Consider the following 25,722-nt stretch of genomic DNA (forward strand, 5'->3'; position numbering starts at 1 on the left):
CAAAGGGATGATTTGCAGAGTCGCGTCGATACTAGCCCAAGGCCATTATCGGCACGACCGAGCATTGCCTCTGCGCCCCTTGCACAGGCGAGCGCACGGACGCTATCTCGCTTCACGCCGCCTGCCCTGCCGCAACCTCCGAAGGCGTACGCGGAAAGATCACCGCGGCAGCAAAGGTCAGCGCGGCAAAACCGCCCAGGACCAGATACAACCCGGCCAGCCCCTGGCGCGGTTCGACCAGGGCAATCAACGGAATCGCCGTGGCGCTGGCGCCGAACGACAAGCAATAACGCAGGGCAAACACCCGAGACTGCCACTGCGGCGCGACGAAGTTGGCGACCATCGCATCGTTCACCGTGACCTGCCCGAACACCACGAACATAAAGGCTGCCCCCAGGACGATCAGCGGCCAGCCCTCGACCTGGGCCAGGCCGAACAACAGCGGCGCCTGGCACAGGGTCAACAGGATAAACGGCCATTTCAGGCTGAAACGGTGCAACACCCGGCCAATGCTTAGTTGCGCCACAGCACCGAAGGCATACGCCAGGCTGACCACCAGGCCCAGGGTCTGCGGCGAGGCGAACAGGTCATGCAGGCGTTCCTGGAACAGCTTCGGGTAGGTCATGGTTGTCGCGTTGAACACCACGCCGCCGGTCGCGGTGGCCAGGGCCAGGGCGCCAAACACCAGGGCCATGGAGATCCGCTGGCCGCCTGCGCCCTTGAGCTGGACATGGGGCCGTACAGGAACCGGTTCCTCGCGCACCTGCCAGGCAAAGCCCAGCCCCAGGACGATCGCCACCGCGCCTGGCAGGATAAATGCCGAACGCCAACCGAAATGCGCCACCAACAAGCCGGTGACCAGCGCTGAAAACGCCACGCCAAGGTTGCCCCACATGCCGTTGATACCGATTTCCCGCCCGCGGTTTTGCGCATAGGCCACCAGCATCGCCGTCCCCACCGGGTGATAGATCGCGGCAAACACGCCCATCAACGTCAAGCCGACCACCAGCATCGCCGGGCTGTTGCTCAGGCCGGTGACAATCGCCGAGGCGCCGATGCCGAAGAAGAACAGCAGCATCATCTGCCGCCGGCTCCAACGATCGCCCAGCCAGCCGGCCGGTAGCGAACAGGCGCCGAAGGCAATGAAGCCGCCGAGGGACAGGCCGATCAGCGCCCCATAGTCGAGGCCGAAGACCTGGGTCATGCCAAGCACGGCAGCGGGAAAGATCAGCATGAACATGTGATCGATCACATGGGCGGCGTTGATGTAGCGGATAACGTTTCGAGATTGGTTCATGGCGGCACGCTGTTTCATGGGAGGGGTGCCGTTATGCTAGGTTGACCATAAAACGCACTTGCGACAATAAAGTCATCGAAGCAGACATGTTAATCAGCCACTTCCAGCACGGTCCGGTCAGCGCCTACCCACGGGACTACCTCGACGGCGCGCACCAGGAATTGCACCAGCATCGCGAGGCGCAGCTGCTCTATGCGGTGCGCGGCACCATGCGCGTGGTCACGGCCCAGGGCGCGTGGGTGCTGCCGCCGACCCGTGCGGTGTGGATCCCGCCCCTGGTGGAACATGAGATCTTCATGGCCGGCGACGTGCAGATGCGCTCGCTGTTCATCGCCCCCGAACTGTCGCCGTCCACGTTGCGGCAATGCTGTGTACTGGCGGTCACGCCGCTGCTGCGCGAGTTGATCCTGCGGGCCGTGCAGGGCCGCGAGCATGCGCAGAACCCGCTGATCCAGCAGTTGATGCTGGAAGAACTGGCCAGCCTGGAAAACCTACCGCTGCACATTCCCATGCCCCGCGACCGGCGCTTGCAAGCCATCTGCCAGGCACTGCTGCAAGCGCCGGATCACGCCAACACCCTGGAGGACTGGGCGCAACAGGTCGGCGCCAGTTCGCGAACCCTGGCGCGGCTGTTTCAGCAGGAATTACAGATGAGTTTCAATGCCTGGCGTCAGCAATTGCGCCTGATGGAAGCCCTGCCGCGGCTGATTGCCGGGCAGAGCGTGCAGCAAGTGGCGACGGCCCTGGGGTACGGCAGCGCCCGGGCCTTCAGCGCGATGTTCTGCCGCCTGTTCGGCACCTCAGTACGGGAATATCTCGGCACCCTGAATCAGCTCAAGGCGCTAGGGCCCATCACTTAGCACCAGGGGCAGTCTCGTGCGCCTGCAAATGCTGCTGCAGGTAGCGACGCATGCGTTTCTCCACCTCGCGATTGCGCGGCCTGGGCCAGCCGGATGGCCATTCGCCGTGCGCCAGCGCACGAATCGACGCCTCCTGGCTCATGCCTCGACGCTGGATCTGCCGCAGCCCCTGGTCCCACCAGACATGGCGACATGCGTCGATATAGGGCGAGACCGCACAACTGCCGCCATACAGGAGGTCGCGCCCGACCTTCTGCATGTCCTTGTCCTGCCGCTTCAAATAGAACTTGATCCGCGAGCGCTGGAACAACGAAGGCACCGGCTTGCGACGCGGCACCTCACGCTGCAGGCGCAGCAGCTCCGGCCGGAAGGCTTCGCCGTGACGCTGGAAGAACAGCGCCTGCATGGCGTGGAAGAACGCCTTGTCGGAAAAATAGTGATAGATGCAGTTCTTGCTCTCGGCCACCGGCCGGTCGCCCAGGGCAAACGACAGGGCGATCTGTTCCAGGGTGTGCAAATCCTTGATGTGGGTGCTCCACTCATCGATCAAGGCAATCGAGGTCTGCATCAACGGACCGTCGCCGGCCGTCAGGCCACAGACGCCGCTGTTGAACAGGCGCTGCTCGTCGGGCACCGATTGGCCGCTGGCCCGTAGGTAGCGTTCGAGCTTGGCGAACTCGGGGCGGGTACGGACTTCGGACCAGAGAAATTCGTCTTCGTCGACCAGGTACTGACCGGGCGCAATACGTTCGAACAAACGTTGCGGGTCGACCTCGATCAGGGTGTCGGTATCGACGAACAGGGTCTTGTCCGCCAGCTCAAGGCCCGCGGCAAAGGCACAGGCCTTGCGCCGGTGGTAGTAACCCTGGTCGCCCTGCCACTCGATCAGCGTCTGCGGGCTCAACGGCACCACCTGCACCGGCCAGCCGCGATAGTCCTCGGGGCGGTCGGTCATGACCCGAATCACCAGCGGCTCGGCGCTCTTGCTCTGGTCAAGGGCCGTCAGAATGCTGAACTTGGCTTCATGGCGATAAACCTCTTTATCGCCATACACCAGATAGAGCAGCTGCTGCGGTACTTTTTGCATCGTCATCAAGCGTCCGGTCTCGCGCCCCTCCGGACGGCCAAGGGGCTCGACCTTCCGAAGCAGCATAAAAGCGGACGATTGTACGATTAATCTTGGTTGGCGCTCAGAAAAATCCGAACGCTGAGCGATAGCACCAAGGGTTCAATGCATTTCGGTGAAGGCCAGCTTCACCCCGATGGCAATCAGCACCGCGCCCATGGTGCGGTCGAACCAGTGGCCCATGCGGGCGAAACCGGCGCGCACTTTCTGTTGGCTGAACAGCATTGCCACCAGGCAGAACCAGATAGCCGTCGCCACCGCCAGGTACACGCCATAACCGGCCTGGATGGCCAGCGGGGTGTGCGGGTTGATGACCACAGTGAACAGCGACAGGAAGAACAGCGTCGCCTTCGGATTCAGGCCGTTGGTCACGAAACCCGAGGTAAAGGCGCCGCGAGCGGTGCGCTCGCCGGCCTCCAGGTGCAGGTTGTCGGCCGCTGGTTTAGCCGGCTGCGCGCGCAAGGCCTTGTAACCGATGTACAGCAGGTAGGCGGCAGCGGCCCACTTCAGCGCGTTGAACAGCACGATCGACTGCGACACGATCAAGCCGATGCCCAGCAACGAATACCCCACGTGCAGGAAGATCGCCGTACCAACGCCCAGCGCCGTCCAGGTGCCGGCGCGGCGGCCGTGGGTCACGCTTTCGCGCACCACGACGGCGAAATCCGGGCCCGGGCTGGCCACCGCGAGCAGGTGAATAAGGGCAACGGTCAAGAACTCGGCGAGGTACATGGACACTCCTGTGTATCTAATTATTTCATCTGATAGGCTCGGCAGATTACGCCTTCAGACCCTTAGTGCAAAAGGTACAGTTGATGACTAACAATCGCCGCGCCGTCTTCCTCGACCACAGCTCCCTGGACCTCGGCGATCTCGACCTCGACGTACTGCGCCACAGCGTCGGCGAACTGCAACTGCACGACCGCACCGGCACCGAACAGGTGGTCGAGCGCCTGCGCGGGGCCCAGGTCGCCATCAGCAACAAAGTGCTGCTCGACGCCGAAACCCTGGCCGCCTGCCCCGATCTGAAACTGATCCTGGTCGCGGCCACCGGCACCAATAACGTCGACCTGGCCGCCGCCCGCACCCACGGTATCGTCGTCGCCAACTGCCAGGGCTATGGCACGCCCTCGGTGGCCCAGCACACCCTCATGCTGCTGCTCAACCTCGCCACCCGCCTCAGCGACTACCGCCAGGCGGTCAGCGACGGCCGCTGGCAGCAGGCCCGGCAGTTCTGCCTGCTGGACTTCCCGATCGTCGAACTGCAAGGCAAGACCCTGGGCCTGCTCGGCCACGGCGAACTGGGCGGCGCCGTCGCCCGCCTGGCCGAAGCGTTCGGCATGCGCGTGTTGCTGGGGCAAATCCCCGGCCGTCCGGCCCGGGCCGACCGTTTGCCGCTGGATGAGTTGCTGCCGCAAATCGACGCGCTGACCCTGCACTGCCCGCTCAACGAACACACCCGGCACTTTATCGGTGCCCGCGAATTGGCCCTGCTCAAACCCTCCGCCTTTGTGGTCAACACCGCCCGTGGCGGCCTGATCGACGAACAGGCCCTGGCCGATGCGCTGCGCAGCGGGCACCTGGGCGGCGCGGCGACCGACGTGCTGAGCGTCGAGCCGCCCACCGCCGGCAATCCGCTGCTGGCCGACGATATCCCGCGCCTGATCGTGACCCCGCACAACGCCTGGGGCAGCCGCGAAGCCCGCCAGCGCATCGTTGGCCAACTGGCAGAAAACGCCCAAGCGTTTTTCAGCGGTACAGCGCTGCGGGTCGTCAGTTGATAAACTGCGCCACTTTTTTTCCAGGAGCAGATTATGGATCCGCGCAGTGAAGTACTGCTTCGTCAGGCCGACTTGTTTCAAGGCTCCTTGCTGCTTGCCGGCTTGCCCGCCGACGACCTGCTTGGCCGCCTGCCAGCCGCCCATGGCTGGTGCTGGCATGCCGGCGACCAGGCCGCGCTGGACGCCCGTTTCGCCGGGCGCAGCCAGTTTGGCGTGAAGGCTCCCGAACAGGGGTTCGCCAGCGCGGTCCTGTTCCTGCCCAAGTCCCGCGAGCTCACCGACTATCTGCTCAACGCCCTCGCCTCGCGCCTGGCAGGACGCGAGCTGTACCTGGTCGGAGAAAAACGCAGCGGTATCGAACGCGCCGCCAAGCAGCTCACGCCGTTCGGCAAACCGCGCAAGCTCGACAGCGCGCGGCATTGCCAGCTCTGGCAGGTGACGGTGGACAACGCGCCGCCAGCCGTCGCCCTAGAAAGCCTGGCCCAGGAATACGAATTGCCGCTGGCCGAAGGACCGCTGAAAGTGGTCAGCCTGCCGGGGGTCTTCAGCCATGGCCGCCTGGATCGCGGCAGCGCCCTGCTGCTGGAACACCTGGACCAACTGCCCAGCGGCCATCTGCTGGACTTCGGCTGCGGCGCGGGGGTGCTCGGCGCGGCGGTCAAACGTCGCTATCCGCATAACAGCGTCACCCTGCTTGACGTCGATGCCTTCGCCGCCGCCAGCAGCCGCCTGACCCTGGCCGCCAACGGCCTGGAAGCCGAAGTCCTGACCGGCGACGGCATCGACGCGGCGCCCCTGGGCTTGAACGTCATCCTGACCAATCCGCCGTTCCATACCGGGGTGCACACGGATTACCAGGCGACCGAAACCTTGCTGCGAAAAGCGGCAAAACACCTGAAACATGGTGGCGAACTGCGACTTGTCGCCAACAGTTTCCTGCGTTATCAACCGCTGATCGAAGAGCACCTGGGCGCCTGTTCGATCAAGGCCGAAGGGCAAGGTTTTCGTATCTACAGCGCCAGGCGCGGCTGAGATTTTTTTGCAAAAGAACGCTTGCCGAATGGATTTTGCCTAGGCAGAATCCGCTCCGTCCTAGGGGAGTAGTCTCCCGCGAGCGCCGTGCTCGCCCGGCATGCGTCAACATACTTGATCCTCAGATCATGGCGCATGCGACCCAAGAGTCCGCACAGACGGACCGCAGGGTTTGACAAGACCTATGACACGCACACCTTACCCGGGGCGGGAAGGCTGTACGTGTCATAGCCGTGTCGACCCGCCCCTTAGGAATGCCCTGATGCTGGATTCTCTACTGGTTCCCACCGCGATCGTTGCCTTGGCCGAAATCGGCGACAAGACGCAACTGCTTGCCCTCATTCTCGCTGCGCGCTTTCGCAAACCCTGGCCGATCATCGCCGGTATCGTCGCCGCGACCCTGGCCAACCATGCCGCCGCCGGTGCGGTAGGTGCCTGGTTCGGCAGCTTCTTCTCGGATGCGACCCTGCACTGGATCCTCGCCGCGAGCTTTGCCGCCACGGCGCTGTGGACCCTGGTGCCCGACAAGATGGACGAAGACGAAGCCAGCACCGCGCGCAAGTTCGGCCCTTTCCTGACCACGCTGATCGCGTTCTTCCTCGCGGAAATCGGCGACAAGACCCAGATCGCCACCGTCATGCTCGCGGCGCAATACCCGGAACTGTGGCTGGTGATCATCGGCACCACCGCCGGCATGCTGATCGCCAACGTCCCGGTGGTACTGGCCGGCAACTTCGCGGCGGAGAAACTGCCCCTGACCCTGATCCGCCGCCTCGCGGCTTCGGCGTTCTTCATCCTGGCCATTGTCGCGGTGTACAAGGCCATGCAGAGCAGCGGCTGGGTGTAAATGTGCGCGCCACGGTGTTGCGCCGTGGCGCCTGGATCGCGAGCAAGCTCGCTCCTAGAGAGGTGGCGTCGTCAGCGATGCCGCCGGAAGGTCAGGACTTCCCGGCCTGCTGGTACAGCGGCATGACCTTGGGAATCGCCGCTTCCAGGGAGGCGATACGATTGCTGGACGCCGGGTGAGTACTGAGGAACTCAGGTGGCGCGCCTTCCGAGGCCTTGCTCATCTTATTCCACAGCGAGATGGCCGCATTCGGGTTGTAGCCGGCGCGGGCCGCCAACTCCAGGCCGATCAGGTCGGCTTCGTTTTCGTTGCCGCGACTGTTCGGCAGGGTCATCAACAGATTCACCCCGTTGTCCCCCAGCGCGACGGCTTCCTGCGGCGCGCCGGCCATCAGCGCCACCTGTTTCAGCGCGTTGACACCATAGGCCTTGGACATGGCTTCACGACCGTGTTCGCGCAGGGCGTGGGCAATTTCATGGCCCATGACCGCGGCGATTTCATCGTCGGTGAGTTGCAGCTTGTCGATGATCCCGGTGTAGAAAATGATCTTGCCGCCAGGACCGCAGTTGGCATTGAGCTCGTCGCTCTTGATCAGGTTGACTTCCCAATTCCATTGCGCGGAATCCGGGCGGAAGACCGGGGCCTGGGCAATCAGCCGATTGGCGATCACCTGGAGGCGCTTGGCATTGGCGCTGGACTTGTCCAGGACGTTCTTGCTACCCGCCTCGCCGATCGTCTTCTGGTACGACTGCGCGTAAGACTGATTGACTTCATCGGTCGACAGCATGCTGAACATGTACTGCTTGCGATCGACACCGACCGCACCGCCGCTGGTGGTGTTGACCGACTGGCAACCCGACAGCAGCAACGCGGCAGCCAGGGCACCCAAAACCTGTTTCTTGCTCATGAAAACGCTCCCTGAAAACCTGGCGCGTATCCTAGGCGCAGTTGTGTATCGACGCCAGATACAACGGACGCGCAGCACAGGCTTTTCAGATACACCGTAGGAAAAAATTCACAAAACCTACCCCACCGTGGCCGACAGCGGCCGGCAGCTATCCATTTGCGACATGCTGCCCGGCAAAACAGGCATTTTTCCGATCATCGCTCATGGTCGGCGCGGGCCTTGCCGATACAGCGAGGCAGACGTCATTCCCGCGTCCGGAGCCCTTATGAAATTCAAGTCGATCCAGTTTTCCGTGGCCGCGCTGGCCGGCGCCATCGTCCTCAGCGTGGTCGTTGCCCTGGTGCTGTACGCCCTGTTCGCCGGCGCCCGGACCCAGGAAATGGTGCAACAGCAGACCCAGGCCCAGTTCGAGCAGGTCATCGAGCAACGGCTGAGCGGGCTGGCACAGACCCAGGCCAGCCAGATCCAGCGCGAACTCGAGGCCCCGCTGCTGATCGCCAGCGGGCTGGTACGGGTCAACGCGCTGATCGGCAGCAAGGGCGCGGACGGCAACCCGCAGCTGACCGTCAGCCGCGAACAGTTGATCAACCTGATCAAGGAAAACGTCACCCGTAACCCGAAGATTCTCGGCGCCTATATAGGCTGGGAAAAGAATGCCATCGACCACAACGACAGCGCCTATGTCGACACCAAGGTGGTGGGTATCGATGCCAGCAACGGGCGTTTCCTGCCGTGGTGGTTCCGTAACGAAGACGGCAGCCTGGGCCTGGACAAGCTGGTGGACGTGGACGACCAGAAAGTCTTGTCCACCGGCGTGCGCGCCAGCGAGTACTACCTGTGCTCCAAGGAAAGCAAGAAGGCCTGCGTGATCGACCCTGCACCCTACAAGGTCGGCGACAAGATCGTCATGCTCGCATCCTTTATAGAACCGATCATGCTCGACGGCGCCTTCCAGGGCATAGTCGGGGCCGACCTGTCGGTGAACTTCATCCAGGACATGCTCGTGGGTGCCAACCAGAAGCTCTATGACGGCGTGGGCGAGATGGCCCTGATCGGCGGCAACGGCCGGCTGGTGGCCTACACCAAGGACCCGAGCAAATTCGGCGAGAAGGTCAGCGACATTCTCGACAGCGAAGAAGTCGCCAAGCTCGGCAACCTCAAGCGCGGCGAAGTGGATTACCACGTCGATCAGGCCCAAGGCCGGATCAAGCTGTACCTGCCGTTCGGCATCGGCCAGACCGACGCCCACTGGACCCTGATGCTGCAACTGCCGCTGGACGCGGTCATGGCCGACCTGCAGAAACTGCAGAACGACCTGGCCGGACAGCGCAAGGCCGACACCTTCGGCATGGCCATGGTCGGCCTGGTCATCGCCGGCCTCGGCCTGCTGGTGATCTGGCTGGTGGGCCACGGCATCGCCCGCCCGCTCAAGCAAATGGTGACCATGCTCGACGATATCGCCCAGGGCGAAGGCGACCTGACCCGTCGCCTGAGCAGCGACCGCGCCGACGAACTGGGCTCGATCGCCAAAGGGTTCAACACCTTCCTGGCCAAGTTGCAGGCGATGATCAGCCAGGTGGTGACCTCGGTGCAGAGCGTCAGTGACTCCTCCGAACACACGGCCGATATCGCCATTCGCACCAACCAGGGCGTGCACAAGCAAATGGCCGAGATCGACCAGGTGGCCACGGCGGTGCATGAGATGACCGCCACCGCCCAGGACGTGGCCCGCAATGCCACCCAAGCCGCGCAAGCCGCCAACCATGCCGACCGCGCCGCCAGCCAGGGCATGCAGATCGTGCGCGACACCTCGACCGCCATTGGCGCCCTGGCCGTGGAAATCGGCAGGGCGGTAGGCGTGGTGCAGACCCTGGCCAAGGACAGCGAGAACATCAATGCAATCCTGATCGCCATTCGCGGCATCGCCGAGCAGACCAACCTGTTGGCGCTCAACGCCGCCATCGAGGCCGCCCGCGCCGGCGAACAGGGCCGCGGCTTTGCCGTGGTGGCCGACGAAGTGCGCAACCTGGCGCAGAAGACCCAGCAGGCCACCGAAGAAATCCAGTCGATGATCCAGCAGTTGCAACAAGGCACCCGCGACGTGGTGCGGGTCATGGAGGACAGCCAGAGCCGCACCGACGAAAGCGTGCAGCACGCGGCGAAGGCCGCCGAGGCCCTGGAGACCATTACCCAGGCAGTGTCGGTGATCAACGACATGAACACCCAGATCGCCAGCGCCGCCGAGGAACAGAGCGCCGTCGCCGAAGACATCAACCGCAACGTGATCAACATCGGCCAGGTGGCCAACGAAGTCGCCGGCGGGGCCGACGAGTCGAGCGCAGCCAGCGCCGGCCTGACCAAGCTGGCCGAGCAGCAGCGGCGGTTGATCAATCAGTTCAAGGTGTAGAGCTTGGTCGTCGCTGCCGCAGGCGTAGCCTGCGGGATCGCTGAAGGTCCTGCAGACCTTGCGCAGCCTGCTGTAGCCGCTGTCGCAGGCTGCGTTCGAGCGCAAGCGCTCACCAGATCAAGCCAGCCTCAACCCGGCGTCAGGCACTCCGGGGCATTGAGTTTCGGATCGTTCACCAGATTGGCCAGCACCCGCTCGCGCAACGCAGCCGGAGGGCTGGCCAGCAGCGCTTGCAGCACCGGCAACGGCGTCGCCGGGTCGAGCCAGGCGTCCTGCCCCTGGGCGTCGAGGATCAGGGGCCGACGCTGGCTGGCCGCGGGTTGGGTCACCACCGCGGTACTCAGCCAGACTTGCTCCTGCACAGGAAAGGCTTCCCAGATCGCCGCGAAGAACAGCGACGACCCCTCCCCTGGCGTCAACCAGTACGGGCGCTTGCGCGTACCGCCGCGCCACTCGTAAAAACCGTTGGCCGGCAGCAGGCAGCGGCGCTGGCGAAACGGCTCGCGAAACATCGGCTGTTCGGCCAGGGTTTCGGCGCGGGCATGGGCGGGGGTGCGCGACAGGTCGGTCAGCCACGGCGGCGTCAGCCCCCAGCGAGCGCGGGCGAGGTGACGCTGGCCCTCCTCGCTGCGCAGGATCAGCACCGAATCGTTGGGCGAAATGTTCCACTGCGCCTGCTGGTCCGCCGGGAACCCGGGCAAGGCCGCAAACGCGGGGTTCCAACGAAACAGGGCATAACGTCCACACATGGGGCAAACAACTCTCGAAAAATCGGCGGCCAGCCTAACAGATCAGCACGCCGGCATAATGGTCCGGCTCATCGCCGGGCAGCGGCAGCGCGGCATTGTACGCGGTGATCAACTCCCGGGCGTATTGCGCCTGATCGTTTTCCACCGCCAGCCCGAGCAGGCCGAACACCGGCAGCTCGCCGCTACCGCCGAGCAGATCCCGGCCGACCAGATGCGCCACCACCCCCTCGCTGGCCAGCATGCCCTGGAGCAGCTCCCCTTCCAGCAGGTTTTCCGGCTCATAGATTCGCTGCATACCACCCCCGTCAGTCGTTTTCGCTGTGCACGTCGAGCATCCATTCCTCACCGTTGGTCTGCAGGATGAACACAATGGGTCGACAACAGACCGGACAATCCTCGATGTACTGCTGGTCGCCCCCGGACAGGTCCAGCACCGCCTCGGCCTCTTCGCCGCAGTAGGGACATTGATAGCGCTCGGTTTCCAGCATCGCGGCCTCCGGAGTGACTTGTGCGTATAATCGCCGGTCTATTTGCAGGGCTATTGAGATCTGAGCTTACTTTTCAGACCGCGCCCGGCTATTTTTCGATCCAAACCTTTTCTTACCCTAGCCGTTTCCAACAAGAGAGCATGATGGGCGAATTCGATGCCATCCGACCTTACGACGACAGCGAAGTACCAGCGGTGCTGGCTCGGCTGCTCGGCGACAAGGCGTTTCTAGATATCCTCACCCACTTCCGCTTTCCGCGCTTTGCCGGCGCTTTCGGCTGGCTGCTGAAACCCCTTATAGCCCATCGGCTGCGCCGTGAGTTCGCCGCGGTCACTTCGGTGGCGACCCTGCAGGACAAAGTCGAGTTCTACGTCGACCACACCATCGAACGGGCCACCGACGGCGTGACCTACACCGGGGTCGAGCAGTTCAAGTCCGGCAGCGCCTACCTGTTCATCGCCAACCACCGCGACATCGTGATGGACCCGGCCTTCGTCAACTATGCCGTGTACCACGCCGGGCTGCCGACGCCGCGCATCGCCATCGGCGACAACCTGCTGCAAAAGCCCTTCGTCAGCGACCTGATGCGCTTGAACAAGAGCTTCATCGTGCACCGTTCGATCACCGGGCGGCGGGAAAAGATGGCCGCCTACCAGTTACTGTCGGCCTACATCAACCACTCGATCCGCAACGACTGCGCCTCGATCTGGATCGCCCAGGCCGAAGGCCGGGCCAAGGACGGCGACGACCGTACCGAGTCGGCGATCCTCAAGATGTTCCACATGAGCCGCAAGGACGAGCCGTTCGGCGAGGTCATCCAGTCGTTGAACCTGACCCCGGTGTCGATCAGCTACGAATACGATCCTTGCGACCAGGCCAAGGCCCGCGAGCTGTACATCCGCGCCACCACCGGCAGCTACACCAAGGCGCCCGGCGAGGACGACATCAGCATTGCCAAGGGCATCACCGGCTATAAAGGCCGGGTCCACGTCAACTTCGCCGCGCCGATCAGCGAGTTCTTCGAGGACACCAAGCAATTGGCGGTGGAAATGGACCGGCAGATCCTCGGCGGTTACCGCCTGTTCCCGGTGCATTACCTGGCCTATGCCCAGTGGGGCGATGCCGATCCGGCCTTGCAAGTGCCGAGCGCGGCCCAGGTGTTCCCGGCCGAGGAGCTGGCCAAGGCCGAGGAAGAGTGGCAACGGCGCCTGGACGCCTGCCCGGCGGAGCATCGCCCGTACCTGATCCTGCAATACGCGACGCCCGTGCGTAATCAGTATCGGGTCAAGGCGGGACTGGCATTGCCATGATGCCCGCCGCATGAACGACAACGGCGCCCAAGGGCGCCGTTGTCGTTTCTGGCTGATCGCGAGCAAGCTCGCTCCTACATAGAGCGGCGTCACCTGTAGGAGCGAGCTTGCTCGCGATAGCGCTCTTAGAACCGCGTGCTGATCCAGGACACCACCAGGGCCAACCCCAGGCAGGCAAAACCGAAACGGTAGAAGAAGCGGTTCATGCGCAAGGTCGCATCGTCCAACGCCTGCGCTGGCAATGCTTGGGGGTGGGATTCGCCCTGGGTCGCCAGGTTGGCCAGGGCGCGCTGCTCGCGACGGCGGGTCGCGTGCAGCAGCCAACTGCCGGGAAAGGCGAACAGCAAGGCCAGAATATTGATCAGCTTGGCGGGGTGGGCGCTGAACAGCGACCAGATCAGTTGCAGCGACATCATGAACCTCGAAGAAAACCGGACCGCGAACCCTCTCGGCTCGCGGCGCGGATTTTACCGAAAGGCCCACGTTCTGCCCGGGCTTTCCGACCGGTAACGAACCGCTGGCCGGTTAATTTGCCCTGTCATACGTTCGTCATCTAAACAGGCCAGTCTTGCGCCCCTCGAAACCGACACGGAACTTGCCATGCTGCACGCAGAAAACCAGGATCGCCTCTACCTGATCGCCCCCAACGACGAGCAGGAAGCCTTGGTCGGCGGCCTGGCCTTCAACGTTCAAGACCGCCACTGGCTGGTGTATTGCGCCCTCGGCGGGCACCAGCATGCGGACCTGCCGGAAACCGATCTGCTGACCGGGGTGAGCGTGCTGGATTTTTATGTCGAGGCGGCGTGAGCCCTTAGGCGAAAAGAATCGATAGACAATAAAAAATCCCGGCTTCGATGGAGGCCGGGATTTTTTTATTGCACAGAGCCTACGACGTCAAGCAAGGCCCTTCGGGCCTTATCGCAGCCTTCGGCAGCGGCTACAGGCTCACATCATTCGCCAAGGATCTGTCCGATGCTTGGGTCCTTGAACAGGCGGGTCAACGCATCACTGAGCACATCGCTGACCAGCTTGGTGTTGGTTTCCTGGTTCGGCGCCATGCCGAAACGCTGGTCCAGGGACGCACCGTAACGACCGCTGTAACGGCGGTTGGCGTTCTGCACGTCGGAACGGAAGGTCGCGCCGATGGTGGCCTCGGTCACGTACAGGCCTTCCTTGGGCGACTGATACTTCAGCTCGGCCAGGGTCACGGTCAATTGCGGGGCATTCAGCGCGTTGGCGGTTGGGGTAAAGCCCAGCAGACGCACTGCGGCTTCGGCCTGGGCCTGCAACTTCGGCAGGATCTGGGCGCCCTGGACAGTGATCGAACTGGTTTCCGGGTAGAGCCCGCCACGGGTGCCCAGGGTTGGCGACGGACGGCCATCGACCACTCTCACCACCACCGGCTGGCCACGACCGACCGGCGCGAGCTGAGCAGTGAGCTTCGGTTCCGGGCTGAGTTGTTGCGGGCTATGGGCGCAGCCAGCCAGCATCAAACCGGCCACAGTGATCAAACCGAACAACAGGCGTTGCAACATGCGCATTTCTCCAGAAATCAGGCACAAACAGGCGCGCAGTATAGCGGTGGTCCACGCCGGCTAACCAGCGGCCCGGTGCGAGTCAGTCAGCTCTCAGACAGGTTCCATACAAGCCGGTTCCTGTAACCTCCCCGTAACCGGCTTTACACGACCATGTAACTCCCGAGCGGCATTCTTCCTCGCAACTGCCCAACAGGTACATCGCCATGCATTTTCTCTGGTCCTTGTTCGCCCCGCGCCAGCAATACCGCAGCTTCGCCATGCTCGACCCCCAGGGCCGCTGCCAGGCTTTCAAGCACTGCAAGGTGCCGCCGATGGGCGACGGCTGGGTGGAAATCGAGGAAATTCGTCTCAACTGGTTGCACCAGCCCCTCCCCGCCAACGCGCGCATCAGCCCACGCATTGCCCGCGCGCGGGTGCAACCGATGATGGCCACCTGACCAAAAGCCTAATAAAAGTCATTAAACAGGATCATTTCTGCGCATTTCTTCGTTACAATCTCCCCCCGATTATAAGGACGTCTCCTGATCGGGCCTCGCAGCATCGCTGATGCATCGCTGTCAGCTCCCCCGCATTGCCCACAGAGAGCCGCCCACACAGATCGAGTGAAGCCGGCGTGCTTGCTGTTCATCGTGCAAACCACCGCTTTTCGCGCATCTGCAGAGCTGCCATTGCTCGGCCACTGAGTTGTTCGCCCGTTAATGCCACATGCTCCATGTCGGCGTTCACCCCTCGGGCCGGTGCCAGGCTGGGGCAGCCCTTTTTTGAGGTTCACGTCTTCAAAAGAGCGTGAAAAAACGGGTTTTCACAACTTCACAAGAGTGTGGCGAGCAAATGAATAGTTTTGCGTCTGAACAAGCACCATTAGCGTCTACAACAGCCCGATTACACAGGACCGAGCACGCCTCAGATACTTGCGCTTGACGCCTGTCCGCTACGGATTTGGTTGCACAAACGGACTCTCGGCCATAAGTCGAATTGCCCACCCCGCACTGAAATGCGTTCATACGCGGATCAGGCCCGGTTGGTAGCGTCCGTCGAAGTTGCGAAAAATTGCGAAGATTCGGACATGGCGATCCTGGCCATGAGTGACTTGGGGCATAACGTGAACCGCCCCGTAACTCCTGGCAGCTATGCCGTCAATTTGGTGCTGCAGATTTTGGAGACGCGTTAATGGCGCATAACGAAGCAGTAGACGTCGTATTGGTTGGGGCCGGCATCATGAGTGCCACCCTCGCTGTACTGCTCAAAGAACTCGACCCCGCGATCAAGCTGGAAGTCGTCGAGCTGATGGATTCGGGTGCCGCGGAGAGTTCCAACCCGTGGAACAACGCCGGTACCGGCCATGCCGGCCTCTGTGAGCTGAACTACACGCCACAGGCTGCCGACGGCTCCGTCGATATCAAGAAAGCCGTGCACATCAATACCCAGTTCGAGGTGTCGAAGCAGTTCTGGTCCTACCTGACCAAGAAAGGCACGTTCGGCTCGTCCAAGTCCTTCATCAGCCCGGTGCCGCACCTGAGCTTCGTGCAGGGCGACAGCGGTGTGTCCTTCCTGAAAAAGCGCTTCGAGACGCTCAGCCAGCATCACGCTTTCGCGGACATGGAGTACACCGAGGACAGGGCCAAGATGGCCGAGTGGATGCCACTGATGATGCCGGGCCGCCCGGCCGACGAAACCATCGCCGCCACCCGCGTGCTCAACGGCACCGACGTCAACTTCGGCGCCCTGACCAATCAACTGCTCAAGCACCTGACCAGCGCGCCCGATGCCCAGGTCAAGTACTGCAAGCGTGTGACCGGTCTCAAGCGCAACAAGGACAACGGCTGGACCGTGAGCATCAAGGACGTCAACAGCGGCAACAGCCGCGAAGTCGACGCCAAGTTCGTGTTCCTCGGCGCCGGTGGCGCGGCGCTGCCGCTGCTACAGGCCTCCGGCATTGAAGAAAGCAAAGGCTTCGGCGGCTTCCCGATCAGCGGCCAGTGGCTGCGTTGCGACAACCCGGAAGTGGTCAAGCATCACCAGGCCAAGGTCTACAGCCAGGCCGCGGTAGGCTCGCCGCCGATGTCCGTGCCGCACCTGGACACCCGCGTGGTCGACGGCAAGAAATCCCTGCTATTCGGGCCTTACGCCGGTTTCACCACCAAGTTCCTCAAGCACGGTTCATTCATGGACCTGCCGATGTCGGTACGCGCCGGCAACATCGGCCCGATGCTGGCCGTGGCCAAGAACAACATGGACCTGACCAAATACCTGGTCAGCGAAGTCATGCAGTCCATGGAGCAGCGCCTGGAATCCCTGCGGCGCTTCTACCCGGAGGCGAAAGCCGAAGACTGGCGCCTGGAAGTGGCCGGCCAGCGGGTACAGATCATCAAGAAAGACCCGAAAAAAGGCGGCATCCTGCAATTCGGCACCGAACTGGTCGCGGCCAAGGACGGCTCTCTCGCCGCCCTGCTCGGCGCTTCGCCAGGTGCTTCGGTCACCGTGTCGATCATGCTGGAACTGATCGAACGCTGCTTCCCGACCCAGGCGGCTGGCGAGTGGGCCGCCAAGCTCAAGGAAATTTTCCCGGCCCGTGAAAAGACCCTGGAAACCGACGCGGCGCTGTATCGCAAGATCAACAGCGAGAACAACGTCAGCCTGGAACTGGTGGAGCAAAGCAGCGAAGCCGAAAGCTACGCCTAAGCGACCCGCATGAAAAAAGCCGCGTGACCGAAAGGCCACGCGGCTTTTTTATTGCCCCCTGTAGGAGCGAGCTTGCTCGCGATCTAGACAACGCGGGCATCAGCAAGGGCGCTATCGCGAGCAAGCTCGCTCCTACAGAAAAGCCCTTGTGTTCAGCCGCGGGCGTTTTCGATCAGTTCGATGTAGTCGGCGGCGTTGCGCTGGTCCTGGATCAGGGCCACGAAGTTCTTGCCGTGCTCGTCCTGGCCGTCCAGGTCGTAGCCGGCCTCGATGAAGAACCCCAGGAAGCGCTCGAAATCGTCGATACGCAGGCCACGGTAAGCCTTGATCAGCTTGTGCAACGACGGCGAAGTGGCGTCGACCGGCTCGAAATCGAGGAACAGTTTGATCTGCGCATCGCCGATCTCGTCACCAATCACTTGTTTCTTATCTTTACGCATTGCCGACTCCAGCTCGCAGACATTTCACGGGGCACGCAGTTTACTCCCAGGCCACCTCAAGCCTCAACGCGAGCGTACCGCCCCCGTGTGCAGATCGGCCCAGATGTGGCCGTTGGCATAACTGAGGAACTGGCAATACACCGTGTCGTTGCGCAGCAGATCCATCACCACCCGATACTGGGCCAGCGGGTAGTACAGCGTGAGGGTCTTGCTCTTGTCGTCGAACTGCGGCTTTTTCAGGCTTTTGCTCTCGCCGTCGAAATTCACCAGCACCTGGCTGATGGTCGCGCCCTTGTTCAGCGGCTTGCCCTTGAGGCGAACCAGCAGCGGCGAGGTCACCGGGATCGGCTGCTGATTGGACTGGCGCTGGCTGCCGACGACCACCGAATACTCGGTGACCTGCAACAGCTGTTGCTGCTCCGGAGCGGCATCGCGCAAGGTCGAGTCGTCCGGTGGCAGGAACTGCGCATGCATGGGCGCCGGGGCGGCCGCCAGGGGAAGGCTCAGGGTCAGGAGAAGGGCCGCGCTACTGCGAATCAACAGGCTCATGAGAGGCTCCATGCAGATGGCCGAGCACTCTAGCATGGGTTTTTGCTGCAAATCTCGCCCGTTTTGCAGGCCGTTGACGCTGCAGCCGAAGGCGGCGATCTCGCCGACGCCGCAGATCCTGCGGACCTATCGCAGCCCACAACAGCGACAACAAGCAGGGGGCCGTCAGTCGAACTGCGCGCGCATCCAGGCCAGGTACTCAAGCGCCGCCGGCTCGCCCTCGCGGGGCGCCCAAGCGGCCAGTTCGCCATCGCCCACCGGGCGGTAGGGCCCGGCCTTGCACTCGAACATCAGGCTGTCGGCTTCCAGCACCACCAGGCCATGAAAGACCCCGACTGGCAGATCCACGCCGACGCAATCGCCGCCGGCCTGCAAGATCCGCTTGCTCAGGACCTTGCCCGCCTCATCGAAGATCAGCACCCCCAGGCGCCCCTTGAGCACCAGCAGGGTTTCCGCTTTGTCGGCGCTCAAGTGGCGGTGCGGCGGAACATAGGTGGACGGTTGCAAGCCGACGGCCATGCGGTGGCAGGGCTCTTCCATGGCGTGAAAGTTGTGGTTCTGGCGACCACGTGGATTGGCCGATGCTTTCTCGGCGAGGTCGGCAAACAGCGACTGATCGAGAAAGCTCGGCCCATTCATGATTTACATCCCTTTGACGGCAAAGATGCCGGCAGCATTACGCCAGTAACCCTTGTAGTCCATGCCGTAGCCGAAGATGTAGCGATCAATGCACGGCAGGCCGACGAAATCGGCTTTCAGGTCCGGACGGGCCTTGCGGTCGTGGTCCTTGTCGATCAGCACGGCGGTGTGTACCGCGCGAGCACCGGCGTGTTTGCAGAAGTCGATGATCGCGCCCAGGGTATGCCCCTCGTCGAGGATGTCGTCGATGATCAGCACGTCGCGGTCGATGAACGAGACTTCCGGCTTGGACTTCCAGAACAGCTCGCCGCCGCTGGTTTCGTTGCGATAACGGGTAGCGTGCAAGTAGGACGCTTCCAGCGGGAACTGCAGGTGGGTCAGCAATTTGCCGGAGAAGATCAGGCCGCCGTTCATCACGCAGAACACCACCGGATTGCGCTCCGCCAGTTGTTCATTGATTTGTGCACCGACCCGGGCGATGGCCGCCTCGACTTCAGCTTCGGTGTACAGGCAGTCAGCCTCGCGCATGATTTGACGGATATGCTCGAGATCAGCGGACATGGCGCTCTCCAGGGGGGGCAGTTTCGGAAAAGCGGGCAAAGGTACGCATCCGGCCCGGTCAGATCAAGCGTTTCTGGACTAACGTACTTAGATGTCTATAGGACAACACCCTCGGATAGATTAATCTAGGCCGGTTTTTTTGCCCGCCGCCGGAGCTTTTCCTATGCCCATCCGTGAGATCCGCCATCCGCTGATCCGACACAAACTTGGCCTTATGCGCCGCGCCGACATTAGCACGAAGAACTTTCGCGAGCTCGCTCAGGAAGTCGGTGCCCTGCTGACGTACGAAGCCACCAAGGACCTGCCGCTCGAATCCTATGAGATTCCGGGCTGGTGCGGCCCTGTCCAGGTCGAGAAGATCGCCGGCAAGAAGATTACCGTGGTGCCTATCCTGCGCGCCGGTATCGGCATGCTCGAAGGCGTGCTCAGCCTGATTCCGGGCGCCAAGGTCAGCGCCGTGGGCGTGGCCCGCAACGAAGAAACCCTGCAGGCGCACACCTATCTGGAAAAACTGGTTCCGGAAATCGACGAGCGCCTGGCCATGATCATCGACCCGATGCTCGCCACCGGCAGCTCCATGGTCGCGACCATCGACCTGCTGAAGAAAGCCGGCTGCAAGGACATCCGCGCCATGGTGCTGGTGGCCGCTCCCGAAGGCATCGACGCCGTCGAGAAAGCGCACCCGGACGTGACCATCTACACCGCGTCCATCGATCAGAAACTCAACGAACACGGCTACATCATTCCGGGCCTGGGCGATGCCGGCGACAAGATCTTCGGCACCAAGCAGAAGGACGCCTGAGCATGCAGGACGAGTTCAACGATCCGCTCTGGCGCCAGGTACTGTCTGGCGCGCAGATGCTCTTCGTGGCCTTTGGCGCGTTGGTGTTGATGCCGCTGATTACCGGGCTCGACCCCAACGTGGCACTGTTCACGGCGGGTCTCGGGACTCTGTTGTTCCAGCTCGTCACTGGCCGCCAGGTCCCGGTGTTCCTGGCCTCCAGCTTTGCCTTCATTACCCCGATCATTCTCGCCAAGGGCCAGTTCGGCCTGGCCGCGACCATGGGCGGGGTGATGGCGGCCGGTTTCGTCTACACCTTCCTGGGCCTGGCGGTGAAGATCAAAGGCACCGGTTTCATCGACCGGCTGTTGCCGCCGGTGGTGATCGGCCCGGTGATCATTTCCATCGGCCTGGCCATGGCGCCGATCGCCGCCAACATGGCGATGGGCAAGGCCGGAGACGGTAGCGAACTGATCCATTACCAGACCGCGATGATGATCTCGATGCCGGCGCTGCTGACCACCCTGATCGTCGCCGTGTTCGGCAAAGGCATCTTCCGCCTGGTGCCGATCATCTCCGGCGTCCTGGTGGGCTTTGCCCTGTCGTTCTACTTCGGCGTGGTCGATACCGCGAAGATCGCCGCGGCGCCCTGGCTGGCCCTGCCGCACTTCACCGCGCCGGAGTTCAACTGGCAGGCGATCCTGTTCATCGTCCCGGTGGCCCTGGCTCCCGCCATCGAGCACATCGGCGGGGTGATCGCGGTCGGCAGCGTGACCGGTCGCGACTACCTGAAGAAGCCGGGCCTGCATCGCACCCTGTTCGGTGACGGCATCGCCACTACCGCCGCCGGCTTGTTCGGCGGCCCGCCCAACACCACCTATGCCGAGGTGACCGGCGCGGTGATGCTGACCAAGAACTACAACCCGAAAATCATGACCTGGGCGGCGATCTTCGCCATCAGCCTGGCGTTTATCGGCAAGTTCGGCGCGCTGCTGCAAAGCATCCCGGTACCGGTGATGGGCGGGATTCTCTGCCTGTTGTTCGGCTCGATCGCGGCGGTGGGCATGAACACCCTGATCCGCCACAAGATCGACCTGGGCGAAGCGCGCAACCTGGTGATCGTCTCGGTGACCCTGGTGTTCGGGATCGGCGGGGTCTTGATCGGCACCGGCACCGGTCCGGACGACTTCGGCCTCAAGGGCATCGCCCTGTGCGCCATCGTCGCCATCGCGCTGAACCTGATCCTGCCGGGCAACGATGGCTGGAAGAACAAAAAGGCTGACGAGCCGCTGATCTGAGGATCCGCGTCAGCCGGAAAATCTATCGCGGGCAAGCCTCGCTCCTACAGACGGTATCGACCGTAGGAGCGAGGCTTGCCCGCGATGCTTTTTACAGCGCCAAAGGCGCGCGCTCGCACAAGGTGCTCAAGGCCCTGGCCCATTGCGGGTCGTCGTTCAGGCACGGCACCAGCACCAACTCCTCGCCCCCTGCCTCGCGAAATTGCTCGCGACCGCGATCACCGATCTCTTCCAGGGTCTCGATGCAGTCGGCGACGAATGCCGGGCACATCACCAGGATCTTCTTCACCCCTTGCCTGGCCAACTCGTCCAGACGCGCCTCGGTGTAGGGTTCGATCCACTTGGCGCGTCCCAGCCGCGACTGGAACGACACCGACCACTTGCCGTCCGACAAGCCCATGCGCTCGGCAAAGGCGCGGGCGCTACTCAGGCACTGGCCGCGATAACAGGTGGCCGCCACTTCCGGGGCCGCATCGCGACAGCAGTCGCCTTCCAGGCGGTGGCCAGGGTTCAATTTCTGCAGATGCCGCTCGGGCAGGCCATGGAAGCTCAGCAGCAGGTGATCGAAGTCCTGCTGCAAATGGGGAGCGGCACTGGCGACCAGTGCGTCGAGGTATTCCGGCTGGTCGTAGAACGGCTGCAACACAGAAAGCTGCACATCCAGCTTCTTGTCGCGAATCACCCGCCGGGCCTCTTCCACCACCGTGGTCACGGTGCTGTCGGCGAACTGCGGGTACAGCGGCGCCAGGGTGATCCGCTTTTGCCCCTGGGCAACAAGGCGCAGCAACGCCGACTCGATGGACGGCTCGCCGTAACGCATCGCCAGCTCTACCGGACCGTGCTTCCACTCGCGGCTCATCACGTGCTGCAAGCGCCGGCTGAGCACCACCAGCGGCGAACCTTCATCCCACCAGATCGAGGCATAGGCATGGGCCGACTGCTCCGGGCGCTTGATCAGAATCAGCGACACCAGCAAGCGCCGCACCGGCCACGGCAGGTCGATCACGTAGGGGTCCATCAGGAATTGATTGAGGTAGCTGCGCACGTCCGCCACCGAGGTGGAGGCCGGCGAACCCAGGTTGACCAGGAGCAACGCGTGATCGGTCATGCAACATCCTATTTCAAAGGCGGCCGGACAGGTCGTCCAGGGCCGCGCGCAAATCAGTGAACTGGAAAGTGAATCCGGCGGCCAGCAAACGCGCTGGCACCGCGCGCTGCCCTCCAAGCAGCAGCAGCGACAATTCTCCCAGGCCCAGGCGCAAGGCAAAGGCCGGCATCGGCACGATGGCGGGCCGGCGCAAGACGCTACCCAGGGTCTTGGCGAACTCGCGATTGCGCACCGGCTTGGGCGCGCAGGCATTATAAGGACCGCTGGCGTCGTTGCGGTGCAGAAGAAAATCAATCAGGGCGATTTGATCCTTGATATGAATCCAGGGCATCCACTGCCGACCGTTGCCGATCGGTCCGCCCAGCGCCAGCTTGAAGGGCAGCAACAGGCGCGACAAAAAGCCGCCCTCGGCCGCCAGCACCAGGCCGGTCCGCACCAGCACCACCCGGATACCCATCGCTTCGGCACGCTGCGCCGTTTCCTCCCAGGCAATGCACAGCTGACTGGCGAAGTCTTCGCTCACCGGCGGCGACTCCTCGTCCAGCTCACGCTCGCCGCCATCGCCGTACCAGCCCACCGCCGACCCGGAAATCAGCACCCCCGGTTTTTGGGCACGGTCTTCCAGCCAGGCCAGCAGGTTTTCGGTCAAGGTGACACGGCTGCTCCAGAGCAGCGCCTTGCGCCTGTGGGTCCAGGGTCGGTCGGCGATCGGAGCCCCCGCCAGGTTGATAACCGCATCCACCCGCTCCTCGCCCAGCTCGTTCAGGCGGGCGATGCCGCGCACTTGAGCGCCACACAAAGCAGGTACCTGGGCAGGCCGACGACTCCACACGGTCAGCCGATGGCCCTGGGTCAACCAGTGACTGCAGAGCTGGCGTCCTATCAAACCAGTACCGCCGGTCAGCAATATGTGCATGACATCTTCCTCCCGTGGCGTTTTACCCGCTTCCCTAGTCTATTTTTATAAGCAGGGATCTTTTCAATCGGACAGGCTCTGTGCTTAACAATAGGACACCCTGTAAATCCGATAGCGCCAGAAGTTATACCAAAAAATAAAATCGTACAGATTTTAACGACGGCGTAGTCTGCACAGAAAAGATAAACGAGGCCCCTAATGACCGTACCCATCGCAATCATCGGTACCGGCATCGCCGGACTCTCGGCTGCCCAGGCGCTGCGAGACGCCGGACATGTCGTGCAACTCTTCGATAAAAGCCGCGGCAGCGGCGGACGCATGTCCAGCAAGCGCAGCGACGCTGGCGCGCTGGACATGGGCGCTCAATATTTCACCGCCCGCGACCGACGCTTCGTCACTGAAGTCCAGCGTTGGCAGGCCAATGGCTGGGCCGCCGAATGGGCGCCGCAGTTGTACAACTTCCACGGCGGCCAACTCACCCCTTCGCCGGACGAGCAGACCCGCTGGGTCGGCGCGCCGCGCATGAGCGCGATCACCCGCGGCCTGCTCGGCGAAACCGAAGTGCACTTTGCCTGCCGTATCACCGAGGTCTACCGCGGCGAACAGCATTGGCACCTGCAGGACGCCGAGGGCTTTACCCACGGCCCGTTCAGCCACGTGATCATTGCCACCCCCGCGCCCCAGGCGACTGCCCTGCTGGCCGCCGCGCCAAAACTCGCAGGGGCCGCCGCCGGGGTCAAAATGGACCCGACCTGGGCTGTCGCCCTGGCTTTCGAGACAGCACTGGAAACCCCAATGGAAGGCTGCTTCGTACAGGACAGCCCGCTGGACTGGCTGGCCCGCAATCGCAGCAAGCCGGGGCGCGACAGCAGCCTCGACACCTGGGTCCTGCACGCCAGCAGCGCCTGGAGCCGCCAGCACATCGACCTGTCGAAAGAGGCGGTGATCGAACAACTGCACGGCGCGTTCGCCGAACTGCTGCACAGCGCCATGCCCGCCCCGACCTTCAGCCTCGCCCACCGCTGGCTCTATGCCCGCCCGGCCAGCAGCCATGAATGGGGAGCCCTGGCCGATGTCGACCTGGGGCTGTATGCGTGCGGCGACTGGTGCCTGTCCGGCCGAGTCGAAGGCGCCTGGCTCAGCGGGCAGGAAGCCGCCCGCCGGTTGCACGAAAACCTGTAGCGAAGCGCATCACCCTGCCGCGTACCTTGCTGCTGTCGCCTGGACAGCAGCCTGCCTTCCGTTCAAGCACTGCGTTGTCCGCCACTCCTCGCCACGCTCCGCGATGAAGCACCATGCCCTGGGAAAAGCAACGCCAGCTCATGTGGAACAACCTGTACAAAATATTTGTACTTGCAGACTCTCGATCCTATGATGGGACAAAGTTGTACAAATATTATTTTTTGTACATAAAAAGCTCGGAGCCTCTCTATGCCTGACTGCCCGCGCCAGGCCGACAAACCGAAAATCGCCATCAGCGCCTGCCTGCTGGGCGCGTCTGTGCGCTACAACGGCGGGCACAAGGAATCGCACCTGTGCAGCCAGGTACTCAGTGAGTTCTTCGAGTTTGTCCCGCTGTGCCCCGAAGTCGCCATCGGCCTGGGCACGCCCCGCGAGCCCATTCGCCTGGTGGGCGATCCGCGGCAACCGCGAGCCGTCGGCAGCGTCGACCAGGCCATGGACGTCACCCAGGCCCTGGCGGATTACGGCCAGCGCATGGCCTGCGAGCTGGACAGCCTGTGCGGCTACATTTTCATGCAAAAATCGCCGTCCTGCGGCCTGGAGCGGGTCAAGGTCTATCAGGACCACGGCCGCCCCGCGGAGCTCAGCGGTCGCGGCATTCATGCCCAGGCCTTCTGCAGCCGCCATCCGGACCTGCCGGTGGAAGAAGACGGCCGGCTCAACGACCCGGTGCTGCGGGAAAATTTCCTGACCCGGGTTTTCGCCTACAGCGCCTGGCAGCACGTGCTCGAACAAGGCTTGACCCGGCGGCGCCTGACCGACTTCCACGCGCGCTACAAATACCTGCTGATGGCCCACAACCCGGTGCAATACAAGGCCCTCGGCAACCTCTTGGGCAGCATGGGCAAGAGCGATCCGGCGCACGTCGGCCCGCGTTATTTCAGCCAGTTGATGGCGGCGCTTAAAAAGTGCGCCACCCGCCGCACCCATACCAATGTGCTGCAGCACATCAGCGGTTACCTCAAGCAAGCCATCAGCGCCGACGACAAACAGGAAATGCAGCACCTCATCAGCCAATACCGCCACGGCGTAGTACCGCTGGTGGTGCCGCTGACCCTGCTCAAGCATCACCTGCGCCAGCACCCCGATCCCTACATCGCCCAGCAGGTGTACCTGCAGCCGCATCCCGAGAGTCTCAGCCTGCGTAATGCACTCTGAAACGCA

Annotated in this window: 28 protein-coding genes, 1 pseudogene and 1 riboswitch; of the genes and pseudogenes, 14 read left to right on the plus strand and 15 right to left on the minus strand. The window is 63.0% G+C overall.

Annotated elements, in window-relative coordinates; genetic code table 11:
* Positions 1–112: 112 nt before the first annotated feature.
* The gene (locus BTN82_RS24295) at positions 113–1,297 is read right to left on the minus strand and encodes an MFS transporter (RefSeq protein ID WP_075122009.1); all 1,185 of its coding nucleotides are present in this window, start codon (positions 1,295–1,297) and stop codon (positions 113–115) included.
* Between the two features lie 86 nt (positions 1,298–1,383).
* On the opposite strand from BTN82_RS24295, the gene BTN82_RS24300 reads away from it, so the two are divergent.
* A complete protein-coding gene (locus BTN82_RS24300; RefSeq protein ID WP_075121617.1) occupies positions 1,384–2,157 on the plus strand; it encodes an AraC family transcriptional regulator in 774 nt (257 codons plus the stop codon).
* Here the strand turns inward: BTN82_RS24300 and BTN82_RS24305 are convergent.
* Both BTN82_RS24305 and BTN82_RS24310 read right to left on the minus strand, forming a co-directional pair.
* The gene (locus BTN82_RS24305) at positions 2,150–3,250 is read right to left on the minus strand and encodes a hypothetical protein (protein ID WP_075121618.1); all 1,101 of its coding nucleotides are present in this window, start codon (positions 3,248–3,250) and stop codon (positions 2,150–2,152) included. The two genes, BTN82_RS24300 and BTN82_RS24305, sit on opposite strands and share 8 nt — an antisense overlap.
* Before the next feature lie 135 nt (positions 3,251–3,385).
* The gene (locus BTN82_RS24310; protein ID WP_075121619.1) at positions 3,386–4,015 is read right to left on the minus strand and encodes a LysE family translocator; all 630 of its coding nucleotides are present in this window, start codon (positions 4,013–4,015) and stop codon (positions 3,386–3,388) included.
* Positions 4,016–4,098: 83 nt separating this feature from the next.
* Between BTN82_RS24310 and BTN82_RS24315 the strand changes: the two genes are divergently transcribed.
* The 3 genes from BTN82_RS24315 (at position 4,099) to BTN82_RS24325 (ending at position 6,943) form a co-directional block, all read left to right on the plus strand.
* Positions 4,099–5,064, plus strand: a complete 966-nt coding sequence (locus tag BTN82_RS24315; protein ID WP_075121620.1) for a 2-hydroxyacid dehydrogenase — start codon at positions 4,099–4,101, stop codon at positions 5,062–5,064.
* 33 nt (positions 5,065–5,097) lie between these two features.
* On the plus strand, positions 5,098–6,096 hold the full coding sequence (locus BTN82_RS24320) for a class I SAM-dependent methyltransferase (RefSeq protein ID WP_075121621.1): 999 nt from the start codon (positions 5,098–5,100) through the stop codon (positions 6,094–6,096).
* 51 nt (positions 6,097–6,147) lie between these two features.
* A riboswitch (yybP-ykoY riboswitch) is annotated at positions 6,148–6,269 on the plus strand.
* Between the two features lie 89 nt (positions 6,270–6,358).
* On the plus strand, positions 6,359–6,943 hold the full coding sequence (locus BTN82_RS24325; protein WP_075121622.1) for a TMEM165/GDT1 family protein: 585 nt from the start codon (positions 6,359–6,361) through the stop codon (positions 6,941–6,943).
* Positions 6,944–7,034: 91 nt separating this feature from the next.
* Here the strand turns inward: BTN82_RS24325 and BTN82_RS24330 are convergent, their stop codons facing one another.
* Positions 7,035–7,850 carry a M48 family metallopeptidase gene (locus BTN82_RS24330; protein ID WP_075121623.1) on the minus strand — a complete coding sequence of 272 codons (816 nt, stop codon included), beginning with the start codon at positions 7,848–7,850 and terminating at the stop codon, positions 7,035–7,037.
* A 1,354-nt stretch (positions 7,851–9,204) separates the two neighbouring features.
* On the opposite strand from BTN82_RS24330, the pseudogene BTN82_RS31940 reads away from it, so the two are divergent.
* Together BTN82_RS31940 and BTN82_RS31945 are read left to right on the plus strand one after the other, a co-directional pair.
* Positions 9,205–9,402, plus strand: a pseudogene (locus tag BTN82_RS31940) (HAMP domain-containing protein); the annotation flags it as partial.
* A gap of 111 nt (positions 9,403–9,513) precedes the next feature.
* Complete coding sequence (locus BTN82_RS31945) at positions 9,514–10,257, plus strand: methyl-accepting chemotaxis protein (RefSeq protein ID WP_410002841.1); 744 nt, start codon at positions 9,514–9,516, stop codon at positions 10,255–10,257.
* A gap of 128 nt (positions 10,258–10,385) precedes the next feature.
* Here the strand turns inward: BTN82_RS31945 and BTN82_RS24340 are convergent, their stop codons facing one another.
* From BTN82_RS24340 to BTN82_RS24350, 3 genes are read right to left on the minus strand one after another with little or no spacing between them, the layout of a single operon-like run.
* A complete protein-coding gene (locus BTN82_RS24340; protein ID WP_075121625.1) occupies positions 10,386–11,006 on the minus strand; it encodes an SOS response-associated peptidase in 621 nt (206 codons plus the stop codon).
* Between the two features lie 34 nt (positions 11,007–11,040).
* The gene (locus BTN82_RS24345) at positions 11,041–11,301 is read right to left on the minus strand and encodes a putative signal transducing protein (RefSeq protein WP_075121626.1); all 261 of its coding nucleotides are present in this window, start codon (positions 11,299–11,301) and stop codon (positions 11,041–11,043) included.
* Between the two features lie 10 nt (positions 11,302–11,311).
* Positions 11,312–11,494, minus strand: a complete 183-nt coding sequence (locus tag BTN82_RS24350) for a CPXCG motif-containing cysteine-rich protein (protein ID WP_075121627.1) — start codon at positions 11,492–11,494, stop codon at positions 11,312–11,314.
* Positions 11,495–11,634: 140 nt separating this feature from the next.
* On the opposite strand from BTN82_RS24350, the gene BTN82_RS24355 reads away from it, so the two are divergent.
* Positions 11,635–12,804: a 1-acyl-sn-glycerol-3-phosphate acyltransferase gene (locus tag BTN82_RS24355; RefSeq protein WP_075121628.1), complete on the plus strand. Its 1,170-nt coding sequence runs from the start codon at positions 11,635–11,637 to the stop codon at positions 12,802–12,804.
* 125 nt (positions 12,805–12,929) lie between these two features.
* On the opposite strand, the gene BTN82_RS24360 is transcribed toward BTN82_RS24355, so the two are convergent.
* Positions 12,930–13,217: a hypothetical protein gene (locus BTN82_RS24360; protein WP_075121629.1), complete on the minus strand. Its 288-nt coding sequence runs from the start codon at positions 13,215–13,217 to the stop codon at positions 12,930–12,932.
* Positions 13,218–13,404: 187 nt separating this feature from the next.
* Between BTN82_RS24360 and BTN82_RS24365 the strand changes: the two genes are divergently transcribed.
* Entirely contained in the window at positions 13,405–13,611 is a 207-nt protein-coding gene (locus BTN82_RS24365) for a hypothetical protein (protein ID WP_075121630.1), read from the plus strand.
* Positions 13,612–13,754: 143 nt separating this feature from the next.
* On the opposite strand, the gene BTN82_RS24370 is transcribed toward BTN82_RS24365, so the two are convergent.
* Positions 13,755–14,339 (minus strand): YajG family lipoprotein, encoded by a 585-nt coding sequence (locus BTN82_RS24370; protein WP_075121631.1) that lies wholly within the window; start codon positions 14,337–14,339, stop codon positions 13,755–13,757.
* Between the two features lie 206 nt (positions 14,340–14,545).
* Here BTN82_RS24370 and BTN82_RS24375 point away from each other — a divergent pair, with 206 nt between their 5' ends.
* Together BTN82_RS24375 and mqo are read left to right on the plus strand one after the other, a co-directional pair.
* Positions 14,546–14,779, plus strand: coding sequence for a hypothetical protein (locus tag BTN82_RS24375; RefSeq protein ID WP_075121632.1), 234 nt, complete (start codon positions 14,546–14,548; stop codon positions 14,777–14,779).
* Positions 14,780–15,512: 733 nt separating this feature from the next.
* Positions 15,513–17,024: a malate dehydrogenase (quinone) gene (mqo, locus tag BTN82_RS24380; RefSeq protein ID WP_075121633.1), complete on the plus strand. Its 1,512-nt coding sequence runs from the start codon at positions 15,513–15,515 to the stop codon at positions 17,022–17,024.
* Positions 17,025–17,176: 152 nt separating this feature from the next.
* Here mqo and BTN82_RS24385 read toward each other — a convergent pair whose 3' ends face one another.
* The 4 genes from BTN82_RS24385 to BTN82_RS24400 form a co-directional block, all read right to left on the minus strand.
* Positions 17,177–17,464, minus strand: a complete 288-nt coding sequence (locus BTN82_RS24385; RefSeq protein ID WP_075121634.1) for a PA4642 family protein — start codon at positions 17,462–17,464, stop codon at positions 17,177–17,179.
* A gap of 63 nt (positions 17,465–17,527) precedes the next feature.
* The gene (locus BTN82_RS24390; protein WP_075121635.1) at positions 17,528–18,013 is read right to left on the minus strand and encodes a hypothetical protein; all 486 of its coding nucleotides are present in this window, start codon (positions 18,011–18,013) and stop codon (positions 17,528–17,530) included.
* A 165-nt stretch (positions 18,014–18,178) separates the two neighbouring features.
* On the minus strand, positions 18,179–18,652 hold the full coding sequence (locus tag BTN82_RS24395; RefSeq protein WP_075121636.1) for a WbuC family cupin fold metalloprotein: 474 nt from the start codon (positions 18,650–18,652) through the stop codon (positions 18,179–18,181).
* Between the two features lie 3 nt (positions 18,653–18,655).
* Positions 18,656–19,213 carry a hypoxanthine-guanine phosphoribosyltransferase gene (locus BTN82_RS24400; RefSeq protein WP_075121637.1) on the minus strand — a complete coding sequence of 186 codons (558 nt, stop codon included), beginning with the start codon at positions 19,211–19,213 and terminating at the stop codon, positions 18,656–18,658.
* Positions 19,214–19,376: 163 nt separating this feature from the next.
* Between BTN82_RS24400 and upp the strand changes: the two genes are divergently transcribed.
* Positions 19,377–20,015: a uracil phosphoribosyltransferase gene (gene upp, locus BTN82_RS24405; protein ID WP_075121638.1), complete on the plus strand. Its 639-nt coding sequence runs from the start codon at positions 19,377–19,379 to the stop codon at positions 20,013–20,015.
* Between the two features lie 2 nt (positions 20,016–20,017).
* Positions 20,018–21,292, plus strand: coding sequence for a uracil-xanthine permease family protein (locus tag BTN82_RS24410; protein ID WP_041984212.1), 1,275 nt, complete (start codon positions 20,018–20,020; stop codon positions 21,290–21,292).
* A gap of 91 nt (positions 21,293–21,383) precedes the next feature.
* On the opposite strand, the gene hemH is transcribed toward BTN82_RS24410, so the two are convergent.
* Both hemH and BTN82_RS24420 read right to left on the minus strand, forming a co-directional pair.
* Positions 21,384–22,400 (minus strand): ferrochelatase, encoded by a 1,017-nt coding sequence (hemH, locus tag BTN82_RS24415; protein ID WP_075121639.1) that lies wholly within the window; start codon positions 22,398–22,400, stop codon positions 21,384–21,386.
* A 13-nt stretch (positions 22,401–22,413) separates the two neighbouring features.
* Complete coding sequence (locus BTN82_RS24420) at positions 22,414–23,316, minus strand: TIGR01777 family oxidoreductase (RefSeq protein WP_075121640.1); 903 nt, start codon at positions 23,314–23,316, stop codon at positions 22,414–22,416.
* A 198-nt stretch (positions 23,317–23,514) separates the two neighbouring features.
* Between BTN82_RS24420 and BTN82_RS24425 the strand changes: the two genes are divergently transcribed.
* Together BTN82_RS24425 and BTN82_RS24430 are read left to right on the plus strand one after the other, a co-directional pair.
* Positions 23,515–24,498, plus strand: a complete 984-nt coding sequence (locus tag BTN82_RS24425) for an NAD(P)/FAD-dependent oxidoreductase (RefSeq protein WP_075121641.1) — start codon at positions 23,515–23,517, stop codon at positions 24,496–24,498.
* Between the two features lie 249 nt (positions 24,499–24,747).
* Positions 24,748–25,716 (plus strand): YbgA family protein, encoded by a 969-nt coding sequence (locus tag BTN82_RS24430; RefSeq protein WP_075121642.1) that lies wholly within the window; start codon positions 24,748–24,750, stop codon positions 25,714–25,716.
* Positions 25,717–25,722: the final 6 nt, after the last annotated feature.

The organism is Pseudomonas chlororaphis (assembly GCF_001921865.1).
GTDB classification, from domain to species: Bacteria; Pseudomonadota; Gammaproteobacteria; order Pseudomonadales; family Pseudomonadaceae; genus Aquipseudomonas; species Aquipseudomonas chlororaphis_D.